The 20,961-nt window shown below is 68.8% G+C and carries 15 protein-coding genes; 10 read left to right on the forward strand and 5 right to left on the reverse strand.

Annotation, left to right across the window (positions count from 1 at the left end; genetic code table 11):
* Positions 1 to 693: a helix-turn-helix domain-containing protein gene (locus AMYAL_RS0102485; RefSeq protein ID WP_051137496.1), complete on the forward strand. Its 693-nt coding sequence runs from the start codon at positions 1 to 3 to the stop codon at positions 691 to 693.
* On the opposite strand, the gene AMYAL_RS0102490 is transcribed toward AMYAL_RS0102485, so the two are convergent.
* Positions 660 to 2,147: an FGGY-family carbohydrate kinase gene (locus AMYAL_RS0102490; RefSeq protein ID WP_026466678.1), complete on the reverse strand. Its 1,488-nt coding sequence runs from the start codon at positions 2,145 to 2,147 to the stop codon at positions 660 to 662. The two genes, AMYAL_RS0102485 and AMYAL_RS0102490, sit on opposite strands and share 34 nt — an antisense overlap.
* A gap of 114 nt (positions 2,148 to 2,261) precedes the next feature.
* On the opposite strand from AMYAL_RS0102490, the gene AMYAL_RS0102495 reads away from it, so the two are divergent.
* The 3 genes from AMYAL_RS0102495 to AMYAL_RS0102505 all read left to right on the forward strand — a co-directional run bounded on the left by AMYAL_RS0102495 (position 2,262) and on the right by AMYAL_RS0102505 (position 4,913).
* Positions 2,262 to 3,242: a LacI family DNA-binding transcriptional regulator gene (locus AMYAL_RS0102495; protein WP_020629718.1), complete on the forward strand. Its 981-nt coding sequence runs from the start codon at positions 2,262 to 2,264 to the stop codon at positions 3,240 to 3,242.
* Between the two features lie 334 nt (positions 3,243 to 3,576).
* Entirely contained in the window at positions 3,577 to 4,158 is a 582-nt protein-coding gene (locus AMYAL_RS0102500; protein ID WP_020629719.1) for a hypothetical protein, read from the forward strand.
* Positions 4,159 to 4,256: 98 nt separating this feature from the next.
* Entirely contained in the window at positions 4,257 to 4,913 is a 657-nt protein-coding gene (locus tag AMYAL_RS0102505; protein ID WP_020629720.1) for an RES family NAD+ phosphorylase, read from the forward strand.
* Between the two features lie 456 nt (positions 4,914 to 5,369).
* Here the strand turns inward: AMYAL_RS0102505 and AMYAL_RS0102510 are convergent, their stop codons facing one another.
* The 4 genes from AMYAL_RS0102510 to AMYAL_RS0102525 form a co-directional block, all read right to left on the reverse strand.
* Positions 5,370 to 6,251 carry an IS3 family transposase gene (locus AMYAL_RS0102510; RefSeq protein WP_020629721.1) on the reverse strand — a complete coding sequence of 294 codons (882 nt, stop codon included), beginning with the start codon at positions 6,249 to 6,251 and terminating at the stop codon, positions 5,370 to 5,372.
* A complete protein-coding gene (locus tag AMYAL_RS0102515; protein WP_020629722.1) occupies positions 6,248 to 6,535 on the reverse strand; it encodes a transposase in 288 nt (95 codons plus the stop codon). Before AMYAL_RS0102515 ends, AMYAL_RS0102510 begins: the two co-directional genes overlap by 4 nt.
* 357 nt (positions 6,536 to 6,892) lie before the next feature.
* Positions 6,893 to 8,863: a S9 family peptidase gene (locus tag AMYAL_RS0102520; protein WP_020629723.1), complete on the reverse strand. Its 1,971-nt coding sequence runs from the start codon at positions 8,861 to 8,863 to the stop codon at positions 6,893 to 6,895.
* Between the two features lie 30 nt (positions 8,864 to 8,893).
* Positions 8,894 to 9,868 carry a TerC family protein gene (locus AMYAL_RS0102525; protein ID WP_020629724.1) on the reverse strand — a complete coding sequence of 325 codons (975 nt, stop codon included), beginning with the start codon at positions 9,866 to 9,868 and terminating at the stop codon, positions 8,894 to 8,896.
* Positions 9,869 to 10,186: 318 nt separating this feature from the next.
* Between AMYAL_RS0102525 and AMYAL_RS0102530 the strand changes: the two genes are divergently transcribed.
* The 6 genes from AMYAL_RS0102530 (at position 10,187) to AMYAL_RS47695 (ending at position 20,944) form a co-directional block, all read left to right on the forward strand.
* Complete coding sequence (locus AMYAL_RS0102530; RefSeq protein ID WP_020629725.1) at positions 10,187 to 13,087, forward strand: alpha/beta fold hydrolase; 2,901 nt, start codon at positions 10,187 to 10,189, stop codon at positions 13,085 to 13,087.
* On the forward strand, positions 13,080 to 14,039 hold the full coding sequence (locus AMYAL_RS0102535) for an ABC transporter permease (protein ID WP_051137497.1): 960 nt from the start codon (positions 13,080 to 13,082) through the stop codon (positions 14,037 to 14,039). Before AMYAL_RS0102530 ends, AMYAL_RS0102535 begins: the two co-directional genes overlap by 8 nt.
* Before the next feature lie 258 nt (positions 14,040 to 14,297).
* Positions 14,298 to 14,720, forward strand: coding sequence for a hypothetical protein (locus AMYAL_RS0102540; protein WP_026466680.1), 423 nt, complete (start codon positions 14,298 to 14,300; stop codon positions 14,718 to 14,720).
* Between the two features lie 43 nt (positions 14,721 to 14,763).
* The gene (locus AMYAL_RS0102545) at positions 14,764 to 15,534 is read left to right on the forward strand and encodes an enoyl-CoA hydratase/isomerase family protein (RefSeq protein ID WP_020629728.1); all 771 of its coding nucleotides are present in this window, start codon (positions 14,764 to 14,766) and stop codon (positions 15,532 to 15,534) included.
* Positions 15,535 to 15,634: 100 nt separating this feature from the next.
* Positions 15,635 to 17,044 (forward strand): S28 family serine protease, encoded by a 1,410-nt coding sequence (locus tag AMYAL_RS0102550; RefSeq protein WP_020629729.1) that lies wholly within the window; start codon positions 15,635 to 15,637, stop codon positions 17,042 to 17,044.
* Between the two features lie 72 nt (positions 17,045 to 17,116).
* Positions 17,117 to 20,944, forward strand: coding sequence for a CHAT domain-containing protein (locus AMYAL_RS47695; protein WP_020629730.1), 3,828 nt, complete (start codon positions 17,117 to 17,119; stop codon positions 20,942 to 20,944).
* The last annotated feature ends 17 nt before the right edge of the window (positions 20,945 to 20,961 follow it).

Raw genomic sequence — 20,961 nt, forward strand, 5'->3', positions numbered from 1 at the left:
ATGGCAACCGTGTATCGGGAGACGACGGCACCCGGCCTCCTGCGGGACGTGGTGCGCTGCCAGTGGGAGGACACGGGCGAGGCGCCGAAGCGGATCGTGCCCGACGGCTGCGTCGACCTGGTGAGATGCGGCGGCGAGGTGTTCGTCGCCGGGCCGGACACCACGGCCTGGACCTGGGAGACACCGCCGGGCGTCCGGGCGTCCGGCGTCCGGTTCGCCCCTGGCAGGGCCGGTTCCGTCCTGGGGCTGGGTGCCGACGAACTGCGCGATCAGCGTGTCCCTCTCGGCGACCTTTGGGGTAAGGAAGGCGAACTGCTCGCCGAGCGGGTGCTCGGCGGTGCCGCTTCGCTGACCGACATCGTCGCGGAACGCCGGGCAGGAGGCGCGGACCGGGAGGTCTCGGAGCTGATCACCAGGCTCGACGGCGGCGTCTCGCGGGTTTCCGCCGCACTGGAGCGGTTCACGACCGGGGAACGGCAGTTGCGGCGGCGGTTCACCCTCGCTGTCGGCTACGGCCCGGCGACGTACCTGCGGGTCACCCGGTTCCAGCGCGCCGTCAGGCTCGCGGCGACAGCGCCGGATCTCGCCTCGCTGGCGTTCTCGGCGGGCTACGCCGATCAGGCCCACCTGAGCCGGGATTGCCGGGAGTTCGCCGGTGTTCAGGCGAGGGAGTTCTTCCGCGCCAAGAAGTGAGCTATGTCCATTGTGGACCTGTAGAGGGCGCGGTAGTGCGGATAGAACTCGTCGTAGACGTCGGCGTCCGCACCGGGGCGGACGATCTCGGCGACCGGGTTCCAGGCTTCGACATCCGGCTCCCGCCCCAGTGCCACGGACGCGAGAACGGCGTTACCGAACGCCGCGCCGATGGTTTCCGCCGGGATCTCCTGCTCGATCCGCGCGACGTCGCTGACGATCCGCGTCCACACGCCGCCCTGTGTCCCGCCTCCGACGGCGACGAAGCGCCGGGCGCCGCCACCGGCTTCGCGCATGGCTTCGAGGTTGTGCCGCACTCCGTACGCCGTCCCTTCCAGCGCCGCGCGGTACAGATCGGCGCTGTCATGGGAAGTGGTGAGCCCGGCGATGACACCCCGCGCGTCCGGATCCGGTACCGGTGTCCGTTCTCCGGCGAAATACGGCAGCATCAGCAAGCCACGGCTCCCCGCCGGGATCTTGCCCGCCGCCGCGGTCAGCTCCGCGAACTCGCCGCCGACGAGCTCCCGCAACCAGTCGGTGATCGCGCCGGACGTGGCCATCCCCGCCGCGAGTGAATAGGTGCCGGGGAACGCGCCGCGGGTCGTCCACAGCCCCGGTCCGGGACGGGGATCGGAAAGCACCTGGATCAGGAACATCGTGGTGCCGTACATGAGCATCGTGTCGCCGGGCGAGGTGACGCCGGCGCCGGTCGCTTCGGCCCAGGCGTCCACCGTACCCGCCGTCACCGGGATCCCTTGCGGCAAGCCGGTTTCCGCGGCCGCCCAGGCGGTGACCGAGCCGACTACCTCGGTCGGCCACGCGAGCCTGGGCAGCTCGACGCCGGGGGCGATCGCGGCGGCCCGGTCCGGTGCCCACCGGGCTTCGCGCAGGTCGTACATCGGGTCGCATTGGCTCGCGGAATGGTGGTCGAGAACGTACTCGCCGGTCAGCCTCAGTACAAGGAACGAACTCGCCATCAAGAACAGCTTCGCGCGTTCGAACACGTCCGGCTCGTTCTTGGCCAGCCACCGCCATTTCGGCCCGACGGCCTGCGAGCCGAGCGCGCTCCCGCCACGCTCCACAATGGATTCTTCGCCGAATTCCCGGTTCAGTTCGCGGATTTCGTCATACGCGCGGGTGTCGACACCGTAAAGGATCGCCGGGCGCAACGGTTTCCCGGAAGCGTCGGCGGGCAGGAGTACCGGCCCGATCCCGCTGACCGCCACTCCGATGATGGGATGATCCCCGGCACCCGCCGAAAGTTCCCTTGCCAGTACGAGGAAGTCCTGCCACCACACGGTTTCGGCGTCATGCTCGAACCAGCCGGGACGGGGCCGTGCGGTATCGTGTCGGCGAGATGCTCGCGCCACCACGGTGCCGTGGGAATCGACGAGGACACCTTTGGAACTCGATGTGCCGATGTCGATGCCGAGCACCAGGCCCGGTTCGCCCACGACACCCCCGAACTTTCCCACACGAGTAGCGCGATCAGCGGATGGTAACGATTGTCGGTCAAGCTATTCTTCCCGTGCGAAGGTGTCAAGACACCTGCAGAAGGGGAGGTCACGGTGGCCACCATCAACGACGTGGCGGCGAAGGCCGGGGTTTCGACGGCGACCGTGTCGAGAACACTCAACGGTAAGTCCACTGTGGACCCGGTGCTCGCGGCACGGGTGCAGGCGGCCGCCACGGAATTGGGATATCACCCGAACGGGCTGGCGCGAAATCTGCGCCGTCAGGAAACCGCGGTTCTCGCGCTCATCATCTCCGACGTCGAGAACCCGTTCTTCACCGCGATCGCCCGCGGCGTGGAGGACATCGCGCAGACCGCGGGCTACTCGGTGGTGCTGTGCAACGCCGACGACAACGAGGAGAAGGAGCGGCGCTACATCGACGTCGCCCTCCAGGAGAGGGTCGCCGGAGTGGTGCTCTCCCCCACCGGCCGGGCCACCAACGTCGACAGGCTGACCGAACGCGGCACACCCGTGGTCGCGGTCGACCGGCCGCTGCTGGAGAACACCGGGGACCAGGTGCTGGTCGACACCCGGCTCGCCGCCCGCGACGCGACCCGGCACCTGCTCGACGGCGGATACCGGCGGGTCGCCTGCGTCAGCGGGCCGCCGGGGGTGCGCACGGCCGAAGACCGGCTGGCCGGTTACACCGACGCCGTCGGCGCCGGGAACGCGCTGACCCGGCGCGCCGAGTTCCGCGCCGAGGGCGGCAGGCTCGCCGCGCTCAGCCTGCTCGACGAGCCCGAACCGCCGGACGCCCTGCTGGTCGGCAACAGCACGATGGCGATCGGCGTCCTGGAGGCGCTGGCTTCGCGGGGGCTGCGGTCGGGACAGGACGTCGGGATCGTGTCGTTCGACGACGCCCCGTGGACGACGCTGATCGATCCGCCGCTGACCGTGGTCGCCCAGCCCGCGAACGAGGTGGGCAGGGTGGCCGCCGAACTGCTGCTGGCCCGGATCGGCGACAGCACCCGCAAGGCCACGACGACCACGCTCCAGGCGAAGCTGATCGTGCGCCGGAGCTCACGGCGCGACTGACCTCGGAGATCCCTGGCGCACGACGTGCCTGGGCGGCCGGTCCGCACCGGCCGCCCAGGAACGCCCCACCCCCTTGTTCCCCCAAGCCGGCCCCACACCAGCCGGGTTCTCCGAAGCGGTGGTAAGAAATCGATTACCTTTCGGAAGGTAAATTCCCTCTTACGACCTGTCAAGCCGAGTTCCTGGACAAGCTCGCTCGATCCGGGCACACTGTTGCGATATTGCCTACTGCGCGTGTGTGATTCCGTGCACTCTGTGTTCATCTCTGGTGAATTCCCCCACGAAACCGAGATGAGACCGCACGAACCCGCACAGACGAGTTACCCTAGGCGCTATGTCGATAGCGCTCGAGAACGTCCTCGCCAAGGCGGGCCTCAAGGTCGACGCCGACGAGTTCCTGACCCTCGTCGAGGACGCCGCGCGGAGGCTTTCCCCGCCGAACCCCGACCCGTCGCACTACTTCTCGGCGGATCAGCGGGCCGCGCTGACCGACGTCGGCCTCGACCTCTCCCCCCGCAGCGAGGACGAACCGGACTTCCGTGCCCGCACGGTCGCCGCGCACGCCGTGCTCGCCGACTCCGCGCTGAGCGTGCTGGAGGCGGCGAAAGCCCTCGGCGTGGACGACAGCCGCATCCGCCACCGCCTGAAGGAAGGCAGGCTCACCGGCTGGAAGGACCAAGGCTGGCGGCTGCCCTCCTGGCAGTTCACCGGCTCGGGCGTGCTGCCCGGCCTGGAGGTCGTACTGCGGGCCGTGCCCGAGGACCAGCCCGCGCTCGTCGTCGCCGCGTTCATGAGCACCCCGCAGTCCGATCTGGTGATCAACGACCACCCCGCCACTCCCCGCCAGTGGCTGCTCTCCGGCGGAGACCCCGAACATGTTGCAAGACTGGTAGCCACTCTTGGTTCGCCGTTCTAAGGTGTTCTGCCCGACGACGGAAAATTTCAGTCGGGGGTAGGCCGTAGGCTGACCCCAACGAGCAAGATCACCCGACAAGGACGGACGACTCCCGAGGTATGGCCCGGCTTCCCCTGCCGCCCGCGCGCTCTGTCCTGGTCAAGGAGCTGCACCGCACCAACGACGTGGTGACGGTGCACCCCGGCACCAGGCTGGTCAGGATCTTCACCGCGCACGGCAACCACCCCCAGCAGTGGAACACGTTCCGCTACAGCGGCCCGCTCCCGCACGGCCGTTTCGACCCGCAGACCCCAGGTCGCGGCGGGCGCCCGGTCACCGACCCCGGAAACGGCGTCCTCTACTTCGGTCTCACCGTGCGCACGAGCATCGCGGAGGTCTTCCAGACCACGTCGACGGTCGACCGCAAATCCCGCGGCCCGCGGCTGGTCGTCGTCCGGCCGACCCGCACCCTGCGGCTGCTCGACCTCGCCGGCCTCTGGCCGACCCGCGTCGGCGCCTCGCAGGAGATCTCCAGCGGCCCGAAGAAGATCACCCAAGCCTGGGCGCGCGCCATCCGCGCCGCCTTCGGCGACCTCGACGGTGTCTGGTACCGATCGTCCATGGACTCCGGCGGCCCCGCGCTCGCGTTGTGGGACCCGCCCGCCGGGAACTCGCTGCCGGTCGCGCCGGACGTCCTTCTCCCACTGGACCACCCAGGGCTCGACGTCCCGCTGGGCCGGGTGTGCGAGGAACTGAACTACACGCTTCTGTCGTGACGCCGGCTCTTCTTGAGGAGCAGGTCAAGGTGTCGTGTTCGGGCGAGATGGGCGATCACTCGTGCTCAGGCGGCGATCTCGCGTGATCGCCCCAGGAACACCAGCATGAGAGAAGCGGTGTCACGCTAAGCCCGTCTCGACGGGACCGGTCTCGCGGGACTGTGCGGATTTCTGCTCATCCAACGCAACAAAATCCACACGGTCGGTGCCGCCGGGTCCGGCGTCGCGCAGAGCCATCGGTCACGGGCACGACCTTCGGTCGGACGGGTCCTTTACCTACCCACTGGTGCGACTGGTGGTCGAGTGTGGAGGATTTGGGACGTTCAACGTCCTGAATCCTCCACACTCGGTCTCGGTGCCGAGTGAAGCCTGTACCGGATGGCGGCGTGACGGGGGACGGTGAGTGCCCCGGATCCTCCGTTGTGGAGTTGCCCCCGGTTGCCGGACACGGGGTTTTCACGCGGCTTGTTGCTGATGGTAGCTGGTTCGGGTTTCGTGGGGTGTTCGGTGGTTGAGTGTCGAATGTAGACGGTTGTGGTTGTAGTAGTGGAGGTAGCGGTATAGGTCGTGTCGTGCCTGGTCGCGGGTGCGCCAGATGGTGGTGCCGATCTCGGTTTTGAGGGTGGCGAAGAACGCTTCGGCGACGGCGTTGTCGTAGCAGGATCCGGTCCGTCCGATCGACGGCCTGATCCGGTGCTCGGTGAGCGCGGCCCGGAATTGGCCGGAGGTGTACTGGACGCCGCGGTCGGAGTGGAACACCGCGCCGGGGCCGATCAGGCCGCGTGCGCCGGCGAGGGTGATCGCGTCACAGACCAGATCGGCGCGCAGGTGATCGCCCATCGCGTGCCCGACGACCTCACGGTTGTGCAGATCGATCACCGTGGCCAGGTAAAGCCAGCCCTGGAACGTGGGCAGGTAGGTGATGTCCCCGACAAACCTCTGCCCCGGCTCCCGCGCGGTGAAATCGCGGCGGATCACATCCGCCACCGCCGTCACCGCAGCGGCGGCGGGTCTGGTCAGGCTCCGGCGTTTGCGGCGGGTGATCCCGGTCAGGCCCTGCTCCCGCATCAACCGCTCGACTCGCTTGTGGTTCACCACGTGTCCGCGGCGGCGCAGTTCCGCGGTGATGCGGGGCTGCCCATAGGCGCCTCGGTGCTGCGCGTGGATCGAGGCGATCACCGCTATCAGTTCCCGCTCCTGTTCCGCGGCGGCCTCCCGGACGGCTTCGGCGGCGGCCCATTCGTGGAAGCCCTGCCGGCGCAGACCCAAAACCTGGCACAGCCGCTTCACGCCGAACTCGGCGCGATGCTCGGAGATGAACCGGTAGCGGTAGATCATCGATCCATCTCTTTGGCAAAATAGGCGGCTGCTTTGCGCAGGATCTCCTTCTCTTTCTGCAGTTCAGCGACCTGTTTCCGCAGTCGTTGGACCTCGTCGGTGACTGCGGGATCCTCCGCCGGCCCGGCTTCAGCGGCTTGCTTGGCGGCATTCACCCACGACCGCAGGGTCTCGTGATTGACCCCCAGCTCACGAGCGATCTGACGCAACGGCCTGTCACTCGTGTTGACCAGCTCGATCGCGTCACGACGGAACTGCTCCGGATACTTCGACCTGCGAGACACCAGGACATCCTCCCTCCAGACCAACGTCTGGAATCAGGGTGTCCGCTCCCAGGGGGCAACTCCAGTTGATCAAGAACCGAGACCGGCGTGAGCCCGCGACGGTGAAGGAATCAGGACGTTCAACGTCCCAAATCCTTCACCGTCGAGCCCGACGACCGCGGAATCGCCACTCACGACCCCAATGCCGGACCGGCCATCTCGCGTGACTGGCCGGACGACACGCGTGAGCCAACGGACGACACGCGTGATTGAACGGACGACTCACGCGGCCGAGCTGGGACACGCGAGACGTCCCGCCGGACACGACACCGCCACCCGCGCACCACAGTGAGTACCAGCGCTAACCGGCCTCATCACTCACGAGGATCCGAGGTGGCGCCCCCACCACTCCAGCACGGCGTCGAACCGCTGCACCCGGTGCCGCGGCTGCCCTGAACGGGTGAGTTCGTGCCCTTCGCCGGGGAACAGCAGCAACTCCGCCGCGACACCGTTCTGCCGCAGTGCCACGTACATCCGCTGCGCCTGCTCCAGCGGGCATCGCCAGTCCTGCTCGGAATGCACGACCATGAACGGGATGTCGATCTTCCCCGCGTGGTACAGCGGGCTGCGCTTGCGAAGCTCGTCGTGATCGTCGCCGACGTAACCCCCGGTGAAGAACCAGCCGATGTCGGAGCTGCCGAGGAACGAGTCCCAGGCGTTGACCGCGCGCTCGCTCCACGCGGCGCGGAACCGGCCGCCGTGGTGCGCGGCGAGCCAGCTGGTCATGAAGCCGCCGTACGAGCCGCCCATGACGCCGACCCGGTCACCATCCAAATCGGACAGTTTGAGCGCTTCGTCCAGCAGTGCCAGCAGATCGTCCGCGTCCACGGTGCCGAGACCGCCGACGATGCTGCGGCCGTGGCTTTCGCCGTAGCCCGCGGAACCGCGCGGGTTCCCCAGGACGACGGCGTAGCCCGCGTCGGCGAGCACCTGCGCCTCGTCGAAGACCTTCCATTCGTAGGGCGCGAACGGTCCGCCGTGGATCATCAGGACCACCGGATGCGGCCCCTCGCCCTCGGGCCGGACGATCCAGCCGTGCACCGGGTAGCCGTCGGGCGCGGTCGCTTCCAGCTCTTCCAGCGGCCGGATCCCGATGTCCCGCAACGGCTTCGAGTAGTCGGTGAGGGTGCGGGGTTCCTCGTCCGACAGCAGGACGACTTCGCCGGAGCTCTCGGGCGTCCCGATCACCGCGGCGATCCGCGCGCCGTCGGCGACGAACGACTTCACCGCGGCGAACTCGCCTGCCAGGTACCGCAACGACTTCAGCTCGGACAGTTCGGCGTCGAGCGGGACGGCGCGCAGTTCGGCGGCGCCGCGGGTGCGGACCACGACGAGCACCTCGTCACCGAGGACGACCGGAGAGCCGGCCGCGATGTCGCAGTCGACCGTTTCGACGTCGGTCAGCCGCCGCGCGGACGAAGGCTCGTCGCCGGAGGGCCACGGCGCCCGCCAGAGGCCGGTGTTGCGGGCGATCTCCTCCAGGCCGGGGAATTCGGTTCCGTAGAACAGGATCGAACCGTCCGGGGCGGCGACCGGTTTGGCCGCGGTGCCCTGGGTGCGGACCAGCGTGCGGGGCTCGCCGCCCGCGGCGGGCACGGCGTAGACGTCCGAACGGACAGTGTCCTCGACGGCCCAGTCACGGGGTGCGACGAACAGGACGGACTCACCGTCGAGAGTCCACGAAGGATGCTCGACGTCGGCCCGGTCGTCGGTCAACGGCGTGAGATCGGCGGGTCCGTCCTCGTCCAGCGCGGCGACGGCGTCCACGACGAACAGACGCTGTGGGCGATCGTTGAGGAAACCTGCGTCGTCGACCCGGTAGAAGAGGTTCGTGATGTGCCGCGGAGCTTCTTCGCTCGGCTCCGGGGTTTCGCCGTCCGCGTTCTCCGTGCCGTAGCGGCCCGGCTCGGGCACGCGGGCGACGAAGGCGATCCGGCGGGAATCGGGCGCCCAGACCGGGGCTCCTGCACCGAGGGGCAGGTCGGTGATCCGTTTCGCGTCGCCCCCGGCCGCCGCGATCACGTGCACCTGCGGCTTGGCCTGGCTACCGGCGCCTTCCCCCGCGCGGAGGAAGGCGACCCACCTGCCGTCCGGAGAGATGACGGGGGCGGAGTCCTTGGTCCCGTGGGTCCAAGGCGCTTCGCCGCCCCCGTCCAGGCTGACCCTGCGCAGGCCACCGCGGTAGCTGTTCGTCTTCAGATCAGGCCTGCTCACCGCGGTGAGCAGCAGGTCGCCGCGCAGCGCGGGGCTGCCGGGGACCGTCAGGGCTTCGATGTCAACAGGGCGCACGGCCCCGACGGTACCCGATCCTTAGCAGTTCTAACTACTGACCGAAGAGTCCTGCTCAGCGGCTTCCAGCTTCTTCGCCTTCGCGAGGCTGGCCACCGTCGTCACGGTCAGGACCACGATGATGACGCCCAGGGAGACCCAGTTGTTGATGTCCAGCCAGTCCGGCACAGCGCCGTACTCGTGCAGCGCGTGCAGGAACAGCTTGGCGCCGATGAAGGCGAGGATCACCGCGAGGCCGTAGGACAGGTACACCAGCTTGGTGACGAGGCCACCGAGCAGGAAGTACAGCTGGCGCAGACCCATCAGCGCGAAGGCGTTGGCGGTGAAGACCAGGAAGGCCTCCTGCGTGATACCGAAGATCGCCGGGATCGAGTCGACGGCGAACAGCAGGTCCGCGCTGCCGATCGCGACGATCACCAGGAACATCGGGGTGATCCAGCGCTTGCCGTCCTTCTTCACGAAGGACTTGTGCCCGTGCCACTCGTTGGTGACCGGGAAGAGCTTGCGCACCCAGCGGGTGAGCGCGTTCTCTTCGTATTCCTCGTCTTCGTCCTTGTTGCGGATCATGCTGACCGCGGTCCAGATGAGGATGGCGCCGAAGAGGAAGAAGACCCAGACGAACTGCGCGATCAGCGCGGCGCCCACGGCGATGAACACGCTGCGCATGGCGAGCGCGAGCAGGATGCCGATCAGCAGCACGCGGTGCTGGTGGATCGCGGGCACCTTGAACGACGTCATGATGATCATGAAGATGAACAGGTTGTCGACGCTCAGCGAGTACTCGGTGATGTAGCCGGTGAAGAACTCGACGCCGGGATCGTGTCCCCCGAAGACCCAGACACCGATGCCGAAGGCGACCGCCACGGCGACGTAGAAGATGACCCACCGGGCGGCTTCACCGGTGGTGACCTCATGCGGCTTGCGATCGACGATGATCAGGTCGAGTGCGATCAGCGCGAGCAGACCACCGATCGTGGCGATCCATAGCCACAGGGGAACAGACATGTAACCAACCCTCCGGATAGTGCACAGCAGCAACTAACCGGAGGTCTCTTCCGCCGGTGCGAAACCGGCCGACGGTGCCGGGGGCCCGCGAAGACCACCGTGCTGACGACACCGCCGCGAAGGAATACTCCCCTCACAGCCGGTCCAGTTTGACCTGTCTGTACGCATGACGCCAGTTAAGGTTGCCCTTGTCACCAAGATGGTCGCGTAACTCCCGTCACACTGACCTCTTTCCGCTCTTTGAGTACCCGTTCTGATGGCGGGACAACCCCACCCTTGTGTGGTCCACGTGAACTGGACGAGCGACTCTCAGGTTCAGTGAAATACGGTCATTCCGTGCCCCGAATCCCGCTCCCTCGCACGCGAGGCGCGAAGCTCACCGCGCTCGCCGCGGTCGTGGTGGTCCTGGCCGCCGCGGCCGTCGTGTGGACGAACAGCGAACCCGCCCCGTCCGCGGTCAAAACCCAGGAAGCGACCCTCGACCTGCCCGAATCCACGGGCTCCTCCGAGGTCGTCAAGATCGACACGACCACGTACCTCCCCGAGCAGACCCCCGCTCCTGCCGTCCTGCTCGCCCACGGTTTCGGCGGCGACAAGAACAGTGTCGCCACGGAAGCCCGCGAACTCGCCGAAAAGGGTTTCGTCGTGCTCACCTGGTCCGCGCGCGGTTTCGGCCGCAGCACCGGGAAGATCGCGCTGAACGACCCCGACCGCGAAGTCGCCGACGCCCGCAAGCTGATCGACAACCTGGCCTCGCGGCCCGAGGTGCTCAGCGAGAACGGCGACCCGAAGGTGGCCGTGTCCGGCGCTTCGTACGGCGGCGCTCTCTCCCTGCTGCTGGCCGGGACCGACAAACGGGTCGACGCGATCGCGCCGGTGATCACCTACAACGACCTCGCGCAGGGTCTTTTCCCGAACGCCGCCACCCCGGCCGCGCCGGACGCCACCACTCCGGCGGCCGGCGCGTTCGCCGCGGACGGCGTTTTCAAAAGGTCGTGGGCAGGCATCTTCTTCTCCGCCGGTTCCGGCGCGGCGCAGGGCGGCTCCCCCGCCAACGACGCGCCCGAAGCCGGTGACCAGACGAGTGAATCCGGTGCGTCGCAGGGCACGGGCGCGGCGGCGCAGTCCCTGCCGACCGGCGGCCCGAACGGACAGCGGCCGCCGTCCGGTCCGGCCGACCCTTGTGGACGGTTCACCGCCGACGTCTGCCAGGCGTACACCGAACTCGCCACCACCGGCAAGGCGAGCCAGAAGACCGTCGACCTGCTCCGCCGCGTCTCCCCCGCGTCCGTGACGGACAAGATCACCGTGCCGACCCTGCTGGTGCAGGGCGAAAGCGACACCCTGTTCGGCTTGGACCAGTCCGACGCGACAGCCCGGCAGATCGCCGCGGCGGGTGGCAAGGTCCGCACGATCTGGTACACCGGCGGCCACGACGGCGGAAAGCCAGGGCAGAAACTTCGGGCGCAGATCGCCGACTTCCTCAAGTTCTCCCTCACCGGCCAGGGCACCGACCCCGGCACCGGCTTCAGCTACGACATCCAGGGCACGCTGCGGGCCAACGGCGCCCCTTCGGTCCGGACCGTCACCACACCGGCGTATCCGGGAGCCACCGGGGACCCCACCGAACGGAAGCAGTTCACTCTGGAGGGTCCGGCTCAGCTGGTCGTCCGGCCAGCGGGCGGCAACCCCGCCGCGGTGAGCGGCATCCCCGGACTGAACGGCGCGGTGGCGGGCTCGTCCCGGCTGTCCGGACTGTTCAGTGTGGACCCACCGGGTCAGGCGGCGCAGTTCGCGACGCGGCCGCTCGACGCGCAGACGGTCGTGACCGGTTCGTCCACGGTCCGCCTGCGGATCTCCGCGGATCCGGCCGCCGCTGCCCCGCAGAAGGAAGCCGTTCTCTTCGCAAAGCTCTACGACGTCAACTCGGAAGGCGTCCGCACGCTTCCGGCCAACGCCGTCGCGCCCTTCCGCGTTTCCGGCCTGCCCGCCGACGGCAGCCCGGTCGAGGTGACGGTGACCCTGCCGGGCATCGTGCGGCCGCTGGACGCCGGGCACACGCTCCGGCTGGTCGTCGGCACGACGGACCAGTCGTTCGCGACGCCGGTGGAACCCGCGGTGTTCCGCATCGAGCTGGCGGACGGCGGACGGCTCGGCGTCCCGGTCGTCCACGGCACCTCGGTCGGCGCGGGCGCGCCCATCGCGCAGCTGCTCGGGATCAGCGGGACGCTCCTCGCGGGCATCGCGATCACGGTGATCGCCGCGTTCCGCCGCCGCCGCGCGCACGACGTCGACGAGAGCCTGGCGAAGACGCCGCTGGTGATCGAAGGACTGCGCAAGGCCTACGCGGGCGGTTTCGTCGCCGTGAAGGACCTGTCGTTCCGGGTCGAACCCGGTCAGGTCCTCGGGCTGCTCGGGCCGAACGGCGCGGGCAAGACGACGACCCTGCGCATGCTGATGGGCCTCATCACGCCGACGGCGGGCCACATCCGCGTCTTCGGCCACCTGATCGCGCCCGGCGCGCCGGTGCTGTCCAGGATCGGGTCCTTTGTGGAGGGTTCGGGTTTCCTGCCGCACTTGTCCGGCAAGGAAAACCTGGAACTGTACTGGGCGAGCACGGGCCGCCCGGACGACAAGGCGCATTTCGCCGAGGCGCTGGAGATCGCCGGTCTCGGCGACGCGGTGAACCGGCGGGTCCGCACCTACAGCCAGGGCATGCGGCAGCGGCTCGCGATCGCGCAGGCGATGCTCGGCCTGCCGGAGCTCATGGTGCTCGACGAACCGACCAACGGGCTCGACCCGCCACAGATCCATCAGATGCGCGAGGTGCTCCAGCGCTACGCGGCGACCGGGCGCACCGTGGTGGTGTCGAGCCACCTGCTGGCCGAGGTCGAGCAGACCTGTACGCACGTGGTCGTGATGCACCGCGGCATGCTGGTCGCCTCGGGTGAGGTCAGCGAACTGGCCGCGTCCAGCGGCGAGGCGACCTTCCGGGTCGACAAGCCCGCCGAAGCGGCCGAAGCGCTGCGGAAGGTCGGCGGCGTTTCCGGCGTCGACGTCGACGGTGAACTGGTCCACGCGGATCTCGACGGTCTCGCGCGCGCCGAGGCGGTCGCCGCTCTCGTGCGGGCCGGGGTCGCGGTCGAGCAGGCCGGGCCGCGGCGCCGTCTGGAAGACGCGTTCCTGCAGCTGGTCGGAGAGGACTCGAAGGGTGAGTAAGACCAATGGTTCCGGCCCGGTGACACGGGCGGATCACGGCGTGCACACCGATCCGGCGGCACTGCTGGAGCTGACCGAGGTCGCGTCGCACGAACGGACCGAGGTCGGCCCGGACGGGGCGGTGGCAGGCTACCGCGCCGACCGGACGCTGCGGCTCGGCGTCGAGCTGAAACGGCAGCTCAAACGACGGCGGACCCAGCTCATGCTGGGGTTCGTCGCGCTGCTGCCGTTCATCCTGGTGATCGCCTTCGAGATCGGGCAGGCCAACCCGAACCGCCGCAGCGGCGGGTTCGTCGACCTCGCCACCGCGAGCGCGCCGAACTTCGTGGTGCTCGCGCTGTTCGTCTCCGGGACGTTCCTGCTCCCGATGATCGTGGCGCTGTTCTACGGCGACACGATCGCGAGCGAGGCGTCGTGGTCGAGCCTGAAATACCTGCTCGCGATGCCGGTCCCCCGGCATCGGGTGCTGCGGCAGAAGGCGATCGTCTCCGGCATCCTGTCCGCGGCCGCGCTGATCCTGTTACCGCTGGTGGCGCTGCTGGTGGGCGTCATCTGGTACGGCGCGGGCGACGCGATCAGCCCGACCGGGGACGCGGTGTCGTTCAGCGACAGCCTCGTGGCGATGGGGCTGGCGACGATCTACATCATCCTGCAGCTGGCGTGGGTGGCCGGGCTCGCGATGTTGCTCTCGGTCGCCACCGACGCCCCGCTGGGTGCCGTCGGCGGCGCGGTGATCGTCGCGATCGTTTCGCAGATCCTCGACCAGATCACCGCGCTGGAAGGGCTCCGCGACTATCTGCCGACGCATTTCGCGTTCTCGTGGATGGATCTCATCTCCACCGACATCGACTGGACGAACATGGCCAACGGCATGCTGTCTGCGGCGTTATACGGCACGGTGTTCTTCCTGCTGGCCGGCCGCCGGTTCGCGACGAAGGACATCACCAGCTGAGAGCGTTTCCGCACCGGAAAATCACCGGGGTCCACCGGGAAGACGAAAACTTCTTCCTTGGTGGGCACCGGTTTTCACTGGCCGTGGCGACCTTCACCCATTAGCGCCGGTAATCGGTGTTTCATGCGCATGCGACCATTGATTTTTCCGATCATCGACTCATTGGGTGAAAAGTTCGCATTCACCTTCGGGACTCCCTGAGAAATCCTTATCTTCAGGGGAAAGAAGCCGCATCGAGCAGAAAGCGGGGACGTGACCATGACCCAGTCACTCGAGATCCCGGTGCAGGAATTCTCCCTTGCTTGGACGATGACCGCGGCCAAAGGCGGCAGGGTGGGGTTCGCCGCCTCGGGCCAGGTGACGCTTCTCGACAACAAGCGCTTCTACAAGATCGACGGTGTCCTCTACATCTCCGAGGGCAGCGCCTACTGCCGTGACATCGGCAACCCGCATCTGTTCGTCCGCCGCAACGGCGTCGAGGAGAGCGGCAGGCAGTGGGGCTGGGAGACCATCTGCAACCGCAAGTCCTGCAGCAGGCTGTGCGCGATGGACGCCTACTTCGTCCGCACCGGCTACTGGGCGCCCGCCGACAAGGCCATCCAGCTGAGCATCGGCGCCGAGTCCGGCTGGAACCGCAAGCGGTCCTTCAGCCCGACGATCACCGTGCGCCTCGACGATTAGCGGTCCACTGTAGATCTTCGCGGGCTCGGGTACGGTCGGGCGCATGGCCACCTCCTCGATCCGCGTGGACGACGAAGGCGGGATCGCCGTCGTCACCCTCCAGCACGGCAAAGCGAACACCCTCGACACGGAGTTCTGTCAAGAACTGGCCGTCCGGCTCGAAGACGTCCAGCTCGGCGGTTTCCGCGGCGTCGTGCTGACCGGTACCGGCGGCATCTTCTCGGCGGGCGTCGACCTGCGGCGGGTGCACGACGGCGGCGCGGGCTACATCGAGGACTTCCTGCCCGCGCTGTCGGACGCCTTCCTGTCGGTGTTCGGTTTCCCCGGTCCGGTGGTCGCGGCCGTCAACGGGCACGCGATCGCGGGCGGGGCGGTGCTGGCCGCCGCCTGCGACCGCCGTGTCCTCGCCGACGGCCCGAGCCGGATCGGGATCACCGAACTGCTCGTCGGCGTGCCGTTCCCGTTGGCGGCGCTGGAGATCCTGCGTTCCGGGTTCGGCGCCGACCTCCTCGCCGAGCTCGCGTTCCTCGGCGAGACCCACCTGCCGTCGGACGCGCTCCGGCTCGGCATGGTGAACGAGGTGACCGCGCCGGAGACCGTGCTCCCGAGGGCGATCGAGGTGGCCACGAAGCTCGCCGAGATCCCCGCCGCCGCGTACGCGCACACGAAGGCGCAGCTGCACCGGCCGTTCCACGAGCGGATCGCCGAACACCGCTCCGGGGACGACGCCCACGTCCTCGAACTGTGGAGCTCTCCCGAGGCGCTCACGGCCATCAAGGCCTACGTCGACAGGGTGCTCCACCGCGACGGCTGAGCGTCCCGGTCACCGGGACACCGTCCGGATAGGCGATTGCCCACCGGCGGGGACTCTGTGAGTATCCGACCGCTCAGCAGCTCCGATGGGGAGGGCATGGATGCGGAAGCTCACGGCCGCGTGGTCGGTTCTGGCGACAACCGTTCTCGCACTGGCCGGGTTGACTCCGGCCGCGCAGGCGGCACCCGACGACATCAAGGACGCGCTGGGACGGATCCCCGGCCTGACCGTCGTCTCGGAGAATCCGGCGCCGGTCGGGTTCCGGTTCTTCAAACTCGCCTACACCCAGCCCGTCGATCACCGCAGGCCGGGCGCCGGTACCTTCCAGCAGCGCTTCACCTTGCTGCACAAGGACTTCCGTTCGCCGACCGTGGCGTACACGAGCGGGTACAACGTCTCGGAGGCGGCCAACCGCTCGGAGCCGACGCAGATCGTCGACGGCAACCAGCTGTCCATGGAGTACCGGTTCTTCACTCCCTCGCGGCCGGAGCACCCGGACTGGGGCAAGCAGCTGACGATCTGGCAGGCCGCCGCCGACCAGCACCGCGCGGTCGAGGCGTTCAAGCGGCTCTATCCGGGCAAGTGGCTCGCGACCGGCGGCAGCAAGGGCGGTATGACGGCGACCTACTTCCGTAGGTTCTTCCCGAACGACGTCGACGCGACGATCCCCTACGTCGCGCCCAACGACGTCGTCAACTCGCACGACCGCTACAACCGGTTCCTGGCGAAGGTCGGCGACGACCCGGCCTGCCGTTCGGCGCTGAAGGCGATCCAGCGTGACGTGCTGACGCGGCGCTCGGAGTTCGCGGCGCTCGCCGCCGCCGACGCGACCAGGAACGGTTACACGTTCAAGACCGTCGGCTCGGCCGACGTGTCGCTGGAGATCTCGGTGATCGACTCGTACTTCGCCTTCTGGCAGTACCAGAAGCAGGCGGACTGCGCGACGGTCCCGAAGGCCGGTGCCCCGGCGTCCGAGGTCTACGCCTGGTTCCAGCGCGTCGAGAGCCTCAACACCTACGCCGACCAGAACCTCGAGATCTATGTCCCCTACTACTTCCAGGCGGCCTACCAGCTCGGCGCCCCCGAGTCGTACGAAGACTATCTCCGGGACCTGCTGCGCTACCCCGGCCGCAACGTGTCACGGACGTTCGTGCCGTCGTCCGTCGACATCCCCCGGTTCGACCACCTGGCGATGCCGGACATCGACTTCTGGGTGAAGTCGCAGGGCAAGCGGCTGCTGTTCGTCTACGGCGGCAACGACCCCTGGGGCGCCGAACCGTTCCGCCTCGGATTCGGCACGAAGGACTCCTACAGCTACACCGTGCCGGGCGGCAACCACGGCGCCCGGATCGCGCAGCTTCCCGCGGCCCAGGCCGCCGAAGCGACGAACACCGTGCGGCGATGGGCCGGGCTGCCCCCGGTCTCACCCGGCGTCAGCACACGTTCGGTCCCCGCCGGGTTCCCGGACTTCGACGCGGACCTGACCATGGTGGAGCGCCCGCGCCTCTGATCGGGTCCGGGGGCGGAATGACAACTTCTCGTCACTTCCGCCCCTCCCGCCACGGGGCTAATGTGACCGGCGATGCTGGAGGGGATCGACGAGGACGACATCGCGTTCGATGAGCTGTGTTCGGCCTTCGACGACGCCGTGTCACGCGCGACGGACGGTTCGGTCGGCGCCCTCACCGAGGTCGTGGAGTTCGGCGACGCCCTGATCGAGCGGGACGACGGCTCGGGATCACTCGATCGACTCCATATCCGCTACCTGCAAGGCCTGGCTCTTCTGCAGCGTTTCGACGAAACGCGGAAAGCGGATCCGGATTCGGACGGGGAAGACCGGGATCGCGCGATCGACGCGTTTCGTGAGGTGAGGAACGCTCTCCCACCGGAAAACCCAGCGGGTCCCGAAGTCGCCCTGCGCCTCGGCATGGCGCTCGCCCACCGGATCCTCCAGCAGGACAAGACGCCGCCGACGGACCTGACCGAGGCGATCGACTCGCTGACGGCCGCGCTCGACGCGGCCGAATCCTTCGACCCGGCCATGATCCGGCCGGCGAGGCAACGGCTGGGCGCCCTGTTCACGGTCCGCTTCCTCAGGGCGGGCGGCGACCAGGACGACCGGATCCGCGCGACCGCCGAACTGGACGGGCTCGTCGCGGATCCCGCCTCGCCGCAGGAAATCGTCGATTCCGCTCATCTCGGTCTCGCCCTGCTCACGCTCTCCGGATCGGCGCCCGCCGACCTGCGCCGGGGTGCCGAAGGGCTGACCTCGAAAGTGCTCGACGACCTCAAGAACGCTTACACCCTCCACGATCAGGCCTCGACCGATGCCGTGCTGCATCATCTGGGAGCCATTTCGGCGCGGGACAACCCGTTCGGAGCGGGCGTCTCGCTGCTCCAGACGTTGACGAGGATGACCCGGAACCCCGCCGAGTCCTCCGCGGACGACATCCGCCTGCTCCGGGATTCCCTCGTCGAGGCGCAGCAGGACACGACCCCCGATTCGCTGGAATCCGGCCTGCTGACGAGTATCCGGGTCACCCTCGAGACGCAACTGGCCAGGCTCGAAGGAACCGAGGATTGGCATTCGACGGAGCCGATGGACTCGCTGGTGGACATCCTGGCCCGGCACGGCGACCATCCGATGGAGTCGCTCACCCGCGATCTCCTCGGAGCGGTCGCGACCGCTCCCGACTCCGATTCCCTTCTGCGGGGCGACGTCAACCGCACGCTGGAACGACTCGAGCGGGCCCTGCGCGAACTGGACGACCACCCCGCACGCTCGAGCGCACTGACCAAACTCACCATCCTCGCGATCAAGCAGGCCATCGACAGCAAGTCGCCCGACTCGGTGATCCGGATCCACGGATTGCTGACCGAAAGCCGTGAGCGTCCCGGCACGTCGCCGCGGAACGACGCGATCCTCGCGCTGCTCCTTGGCTGGACCGAAGCGGTGCGCAGCCGGTTCGACGGTGACACCGACCGGACGAGCGCGGCGATCAAGCTGGTCCAGGAGGCGGCCGAACGGCTTCCCGAGGACGACGAGCTCCGCCCGCTGCTGGCTCCGCAGATCTACGCCATGCTCGCCCAGCGCTACAGCATGACGCGGGATCTGGCCGACCTCGACGCGATCGTCGATCTCGACCGGCCCTCGGCGTCGGCCGAGGGTACCGACGCACCTTCCACCAGGGCCGACGCGGCCGCGGCCTGGATGCCGCGCATGCTGAAGGTCATCACCGCCCTGGCGCGGGGCGATCGGTTGTCCCCGGCGCGGATCACCGAGCTCAGCGCCGAACTCGATGCCGCGCTCGCCCTCGTTCCCGCCGAAGATCTGGCCTCGGGCGGCTGGGACCGGCTGCGGGGAATACTGGACATGCTCCAGGCCTCACACGACGAAACCGGCGCCGACTTCCCCAGTTCGGGACCACGTCTGGCGGCTTTCCGGGAGGCCGTCCAGAACTTCGTCCATCGGGAGGTGCCGGTCGACCCGCTGCTCGACTGGTCCCACGAGAGCGCGGCCCTGCTGATCGGCGAGGCGTTCGCGTCCCGCAACCGTGAGCGGCTGGACGAGGGCATCGCCCTGTTGACGAGGGAGTACGCCAAACCCTCCGAATTCACGCACGAACGGCTGGTGATGCTCGGCCAGCTGGGTCTCGCCTTCCGGATGCGGAACCTGATCTGGCGGCGCGCCCAGGACCTCGACAACGCGATCACCCGGCTGGAGGAAGCCCGGCTCTTCGCGCTCCGTGAACCCGGTATGCCCGACGCCGCACCGATCTTCAACCAGCTGGGCGAGTGTTACTTCGCGCGCGGCGACACCCATCGCCGCGACCAGGCGCGTGCCGTGGCGGCCGGTCTCGACGGGCTCAGCGCGCGCATGAAGGAAGTGGTGATCCAAACCGGTGCGAGCCGCGCGCTCGGCGCGGCACGGCATGCCGAGGGCGAGGCCGCGGAGGTCGCGCGCTGGTGCGTCGCCGCGGCCGACCACGAATCCGCCGTGCGAGCGCTGGAACTCGGCCGGGCGATGGTCCTGCACTCCGCGACCGTCGACGCCGACACCCCCGGTCTGCTCCGCGAAAGCGGGCATCCGGAGCTGGCGGCCAGCTGGGAGGAACAGGTCGGCCGTGACCAGGCCGCGGGGCTCGCCGGGCCGATCGCCACCGCCAGGATGCCGAGCACCCTGCGCCGGGACGTCCTGCTCGCGATCGAAGGGACCGAGACCGAGCAACGCCTGCTCTCACCGCCGCCGGTCGCCCAGATCGCCACCGCGTTGCGGCAGGCGGGCGCGGCGGCGATGGCGTACCTGGTCCCGCACGACGACGGTGCCGCCGGATTCGCCGTCGTGGTGTCCTCCGACGGATCCACCGGCGAGATCCCGCTTCCCGGCCTGTCCGTGTCCGACGGCGGGCCGATCGGCGAATTCGAGGACGCTCAACGCGATGTCCAGCGCACTCGCTCCGACGAGGACGACGGACAGGCGAAAGCGCGCTGGACGAAGGCGGCCGAGACGCTCTCCGATTGGGCATGGCCCGCCGCGATGGGCCCCCTCCTCGATCACCTTCGCTCCCGAGGGATCCGTGGTGTGCCAAGGCTCGTCCTCGCCCCTGTCGGACGGCTCGGCGGCGTTCCCTGGCACGCGGCGAGACGTCTGGTCACCGGCGGTCTCCGGTACGCCTGCCAGGACGCGATCATCAGCTATGCGGCGTCGGCGAGGCAGTTCGTCGACGCCTCCGGCCGCGGGCAGCGGGACTGGGCGAAAGAACCCGCGCTGGTGGGCGTGGCGGGGACGAGTTCGCTGGAAGATCACCTCATCTGGGTCGAAGCCGAAATCGCCGCGCTCGAACGGTTCTATCCGGGGGCCGGGGTCGGCTGGCCGCGCCAGGCCGTCGTACGGCGGCTCCTGCCGCACAAAGGGGGGCCGGGGGCCTCCCTGCTCCACCTGAGCTGCCACGCGGTGCGGACCGATCCGCCGCTGGACTCGTATCTGGTTCTCGCCGGCAACACCAAGCTGTACGTGCGCGACATCCTGCGCCAGGCCGCCCAGCGCCCGCCGGACGCCGACGGCGGGCTCGTCGTCCTCGCGGCGTGCGCCAGCGACCTGACCGAAACCTCCCAGGACGAGGCGCTGACCCTGGCGACCGCGTTCCTCGCCGGCGGGGCGGCCGGGGCGGTGGGCACTCGCTGGCCGGTCGCCGATCTCCCGACCGCGCTGTTCATGATCATGTTCCACCACTATCTCAACTCGGGCTATCCGGCACCGCCGACGGCACTTCGCGCCGCCCAGCTCTGGATGCTCGACCCGGACCGGGAACTCCCGGAGTGGGTCACGGGTCTGCTGGCCGGCACCGAAAAACGGACCGACCTTGAAACGCTCGACTCCTGGGCCGCGTTCACCTATCAGGGCCGCTGACCGACAACCCCGAAAGA

This window comes from Amycolatopsis alba DSM 44262 (assembly GCF_000384215.1).
GTDB classification, from domain to species: Bacteria; Actinomycetota; Actinomycetes; order Mycobacteriales; family Pseudonocardiaceae; genus Amycolatopsis; species Amycolatopsis alba.

Bases quoted from the DNA above. Each gene is read 5' to 3' on its own strand.
- AMYAL_RS0102485 (WP_051137496.1), top strand. From the start codon at position 1: ATGGCAACCGTGTATCGGGAGACGACGGCACCCGGCCTCCTGCGGGAC.
- AMYAL_RS0102500 (WP_020629719.1), top strand. From the start codon at position 3,577: ATGTCGATAGCGCTCGAGAACGTCCTCGCCAAGGCGGGCCTCAAGGTC.
- AMYAL_RS0102505 (WP_020629720.1), top strand. From the start codon at position 4,257: ATGGCCCGGCTTCCCCTGCCGCCCGCGCGCTCTGTCCTGGTCAAGGAG.
- AMYAL_RS0102510 (WP_020629721.1), bottom strand. From the start codon at position 6,251: ATGATCTACCGCTACCGGTTCATCTCCGAGCATCGCGCCGAGTTCGGC.
- AMYAL_RS0102525 (WP_020629724.1), bottom strand. From the start codon at position 9,868: ATGTCTGTTCCCCTGTGGCTATGGATCGCCACGATCGGTGGTCTGCTC.
- AMYAL_RS0102540 (WP_026466680.1), top strand. From the start codon at position 14,298: ATGACCCAGTCACTCGAGATCCCGGTGCAGGAATTCTCCCTTGCTTGG.
- AMYAL_RS0102545 (WP_020629728.1), top strand. From the start codon at position 14,764: ATGGCCACCTCCTCGATCCGCGTGGACGACGAAGGCGGGATCGCCGTC.
- AMYAL_RS0102550 (WP_020629729.1), top strand. From the start codon at position 15,635: ATGCGGAAGCTCACGGCCGCGTGGTCGGTTCTGGCGACAACCGTTCTC.
- AMYAL_RS47695 (WP_020629730.1), top strand. From the start codon at position 17,117: ATGCTGGAGGGGATCGACGAGGACGACATCGCGTTCGATGAGCTGTGT.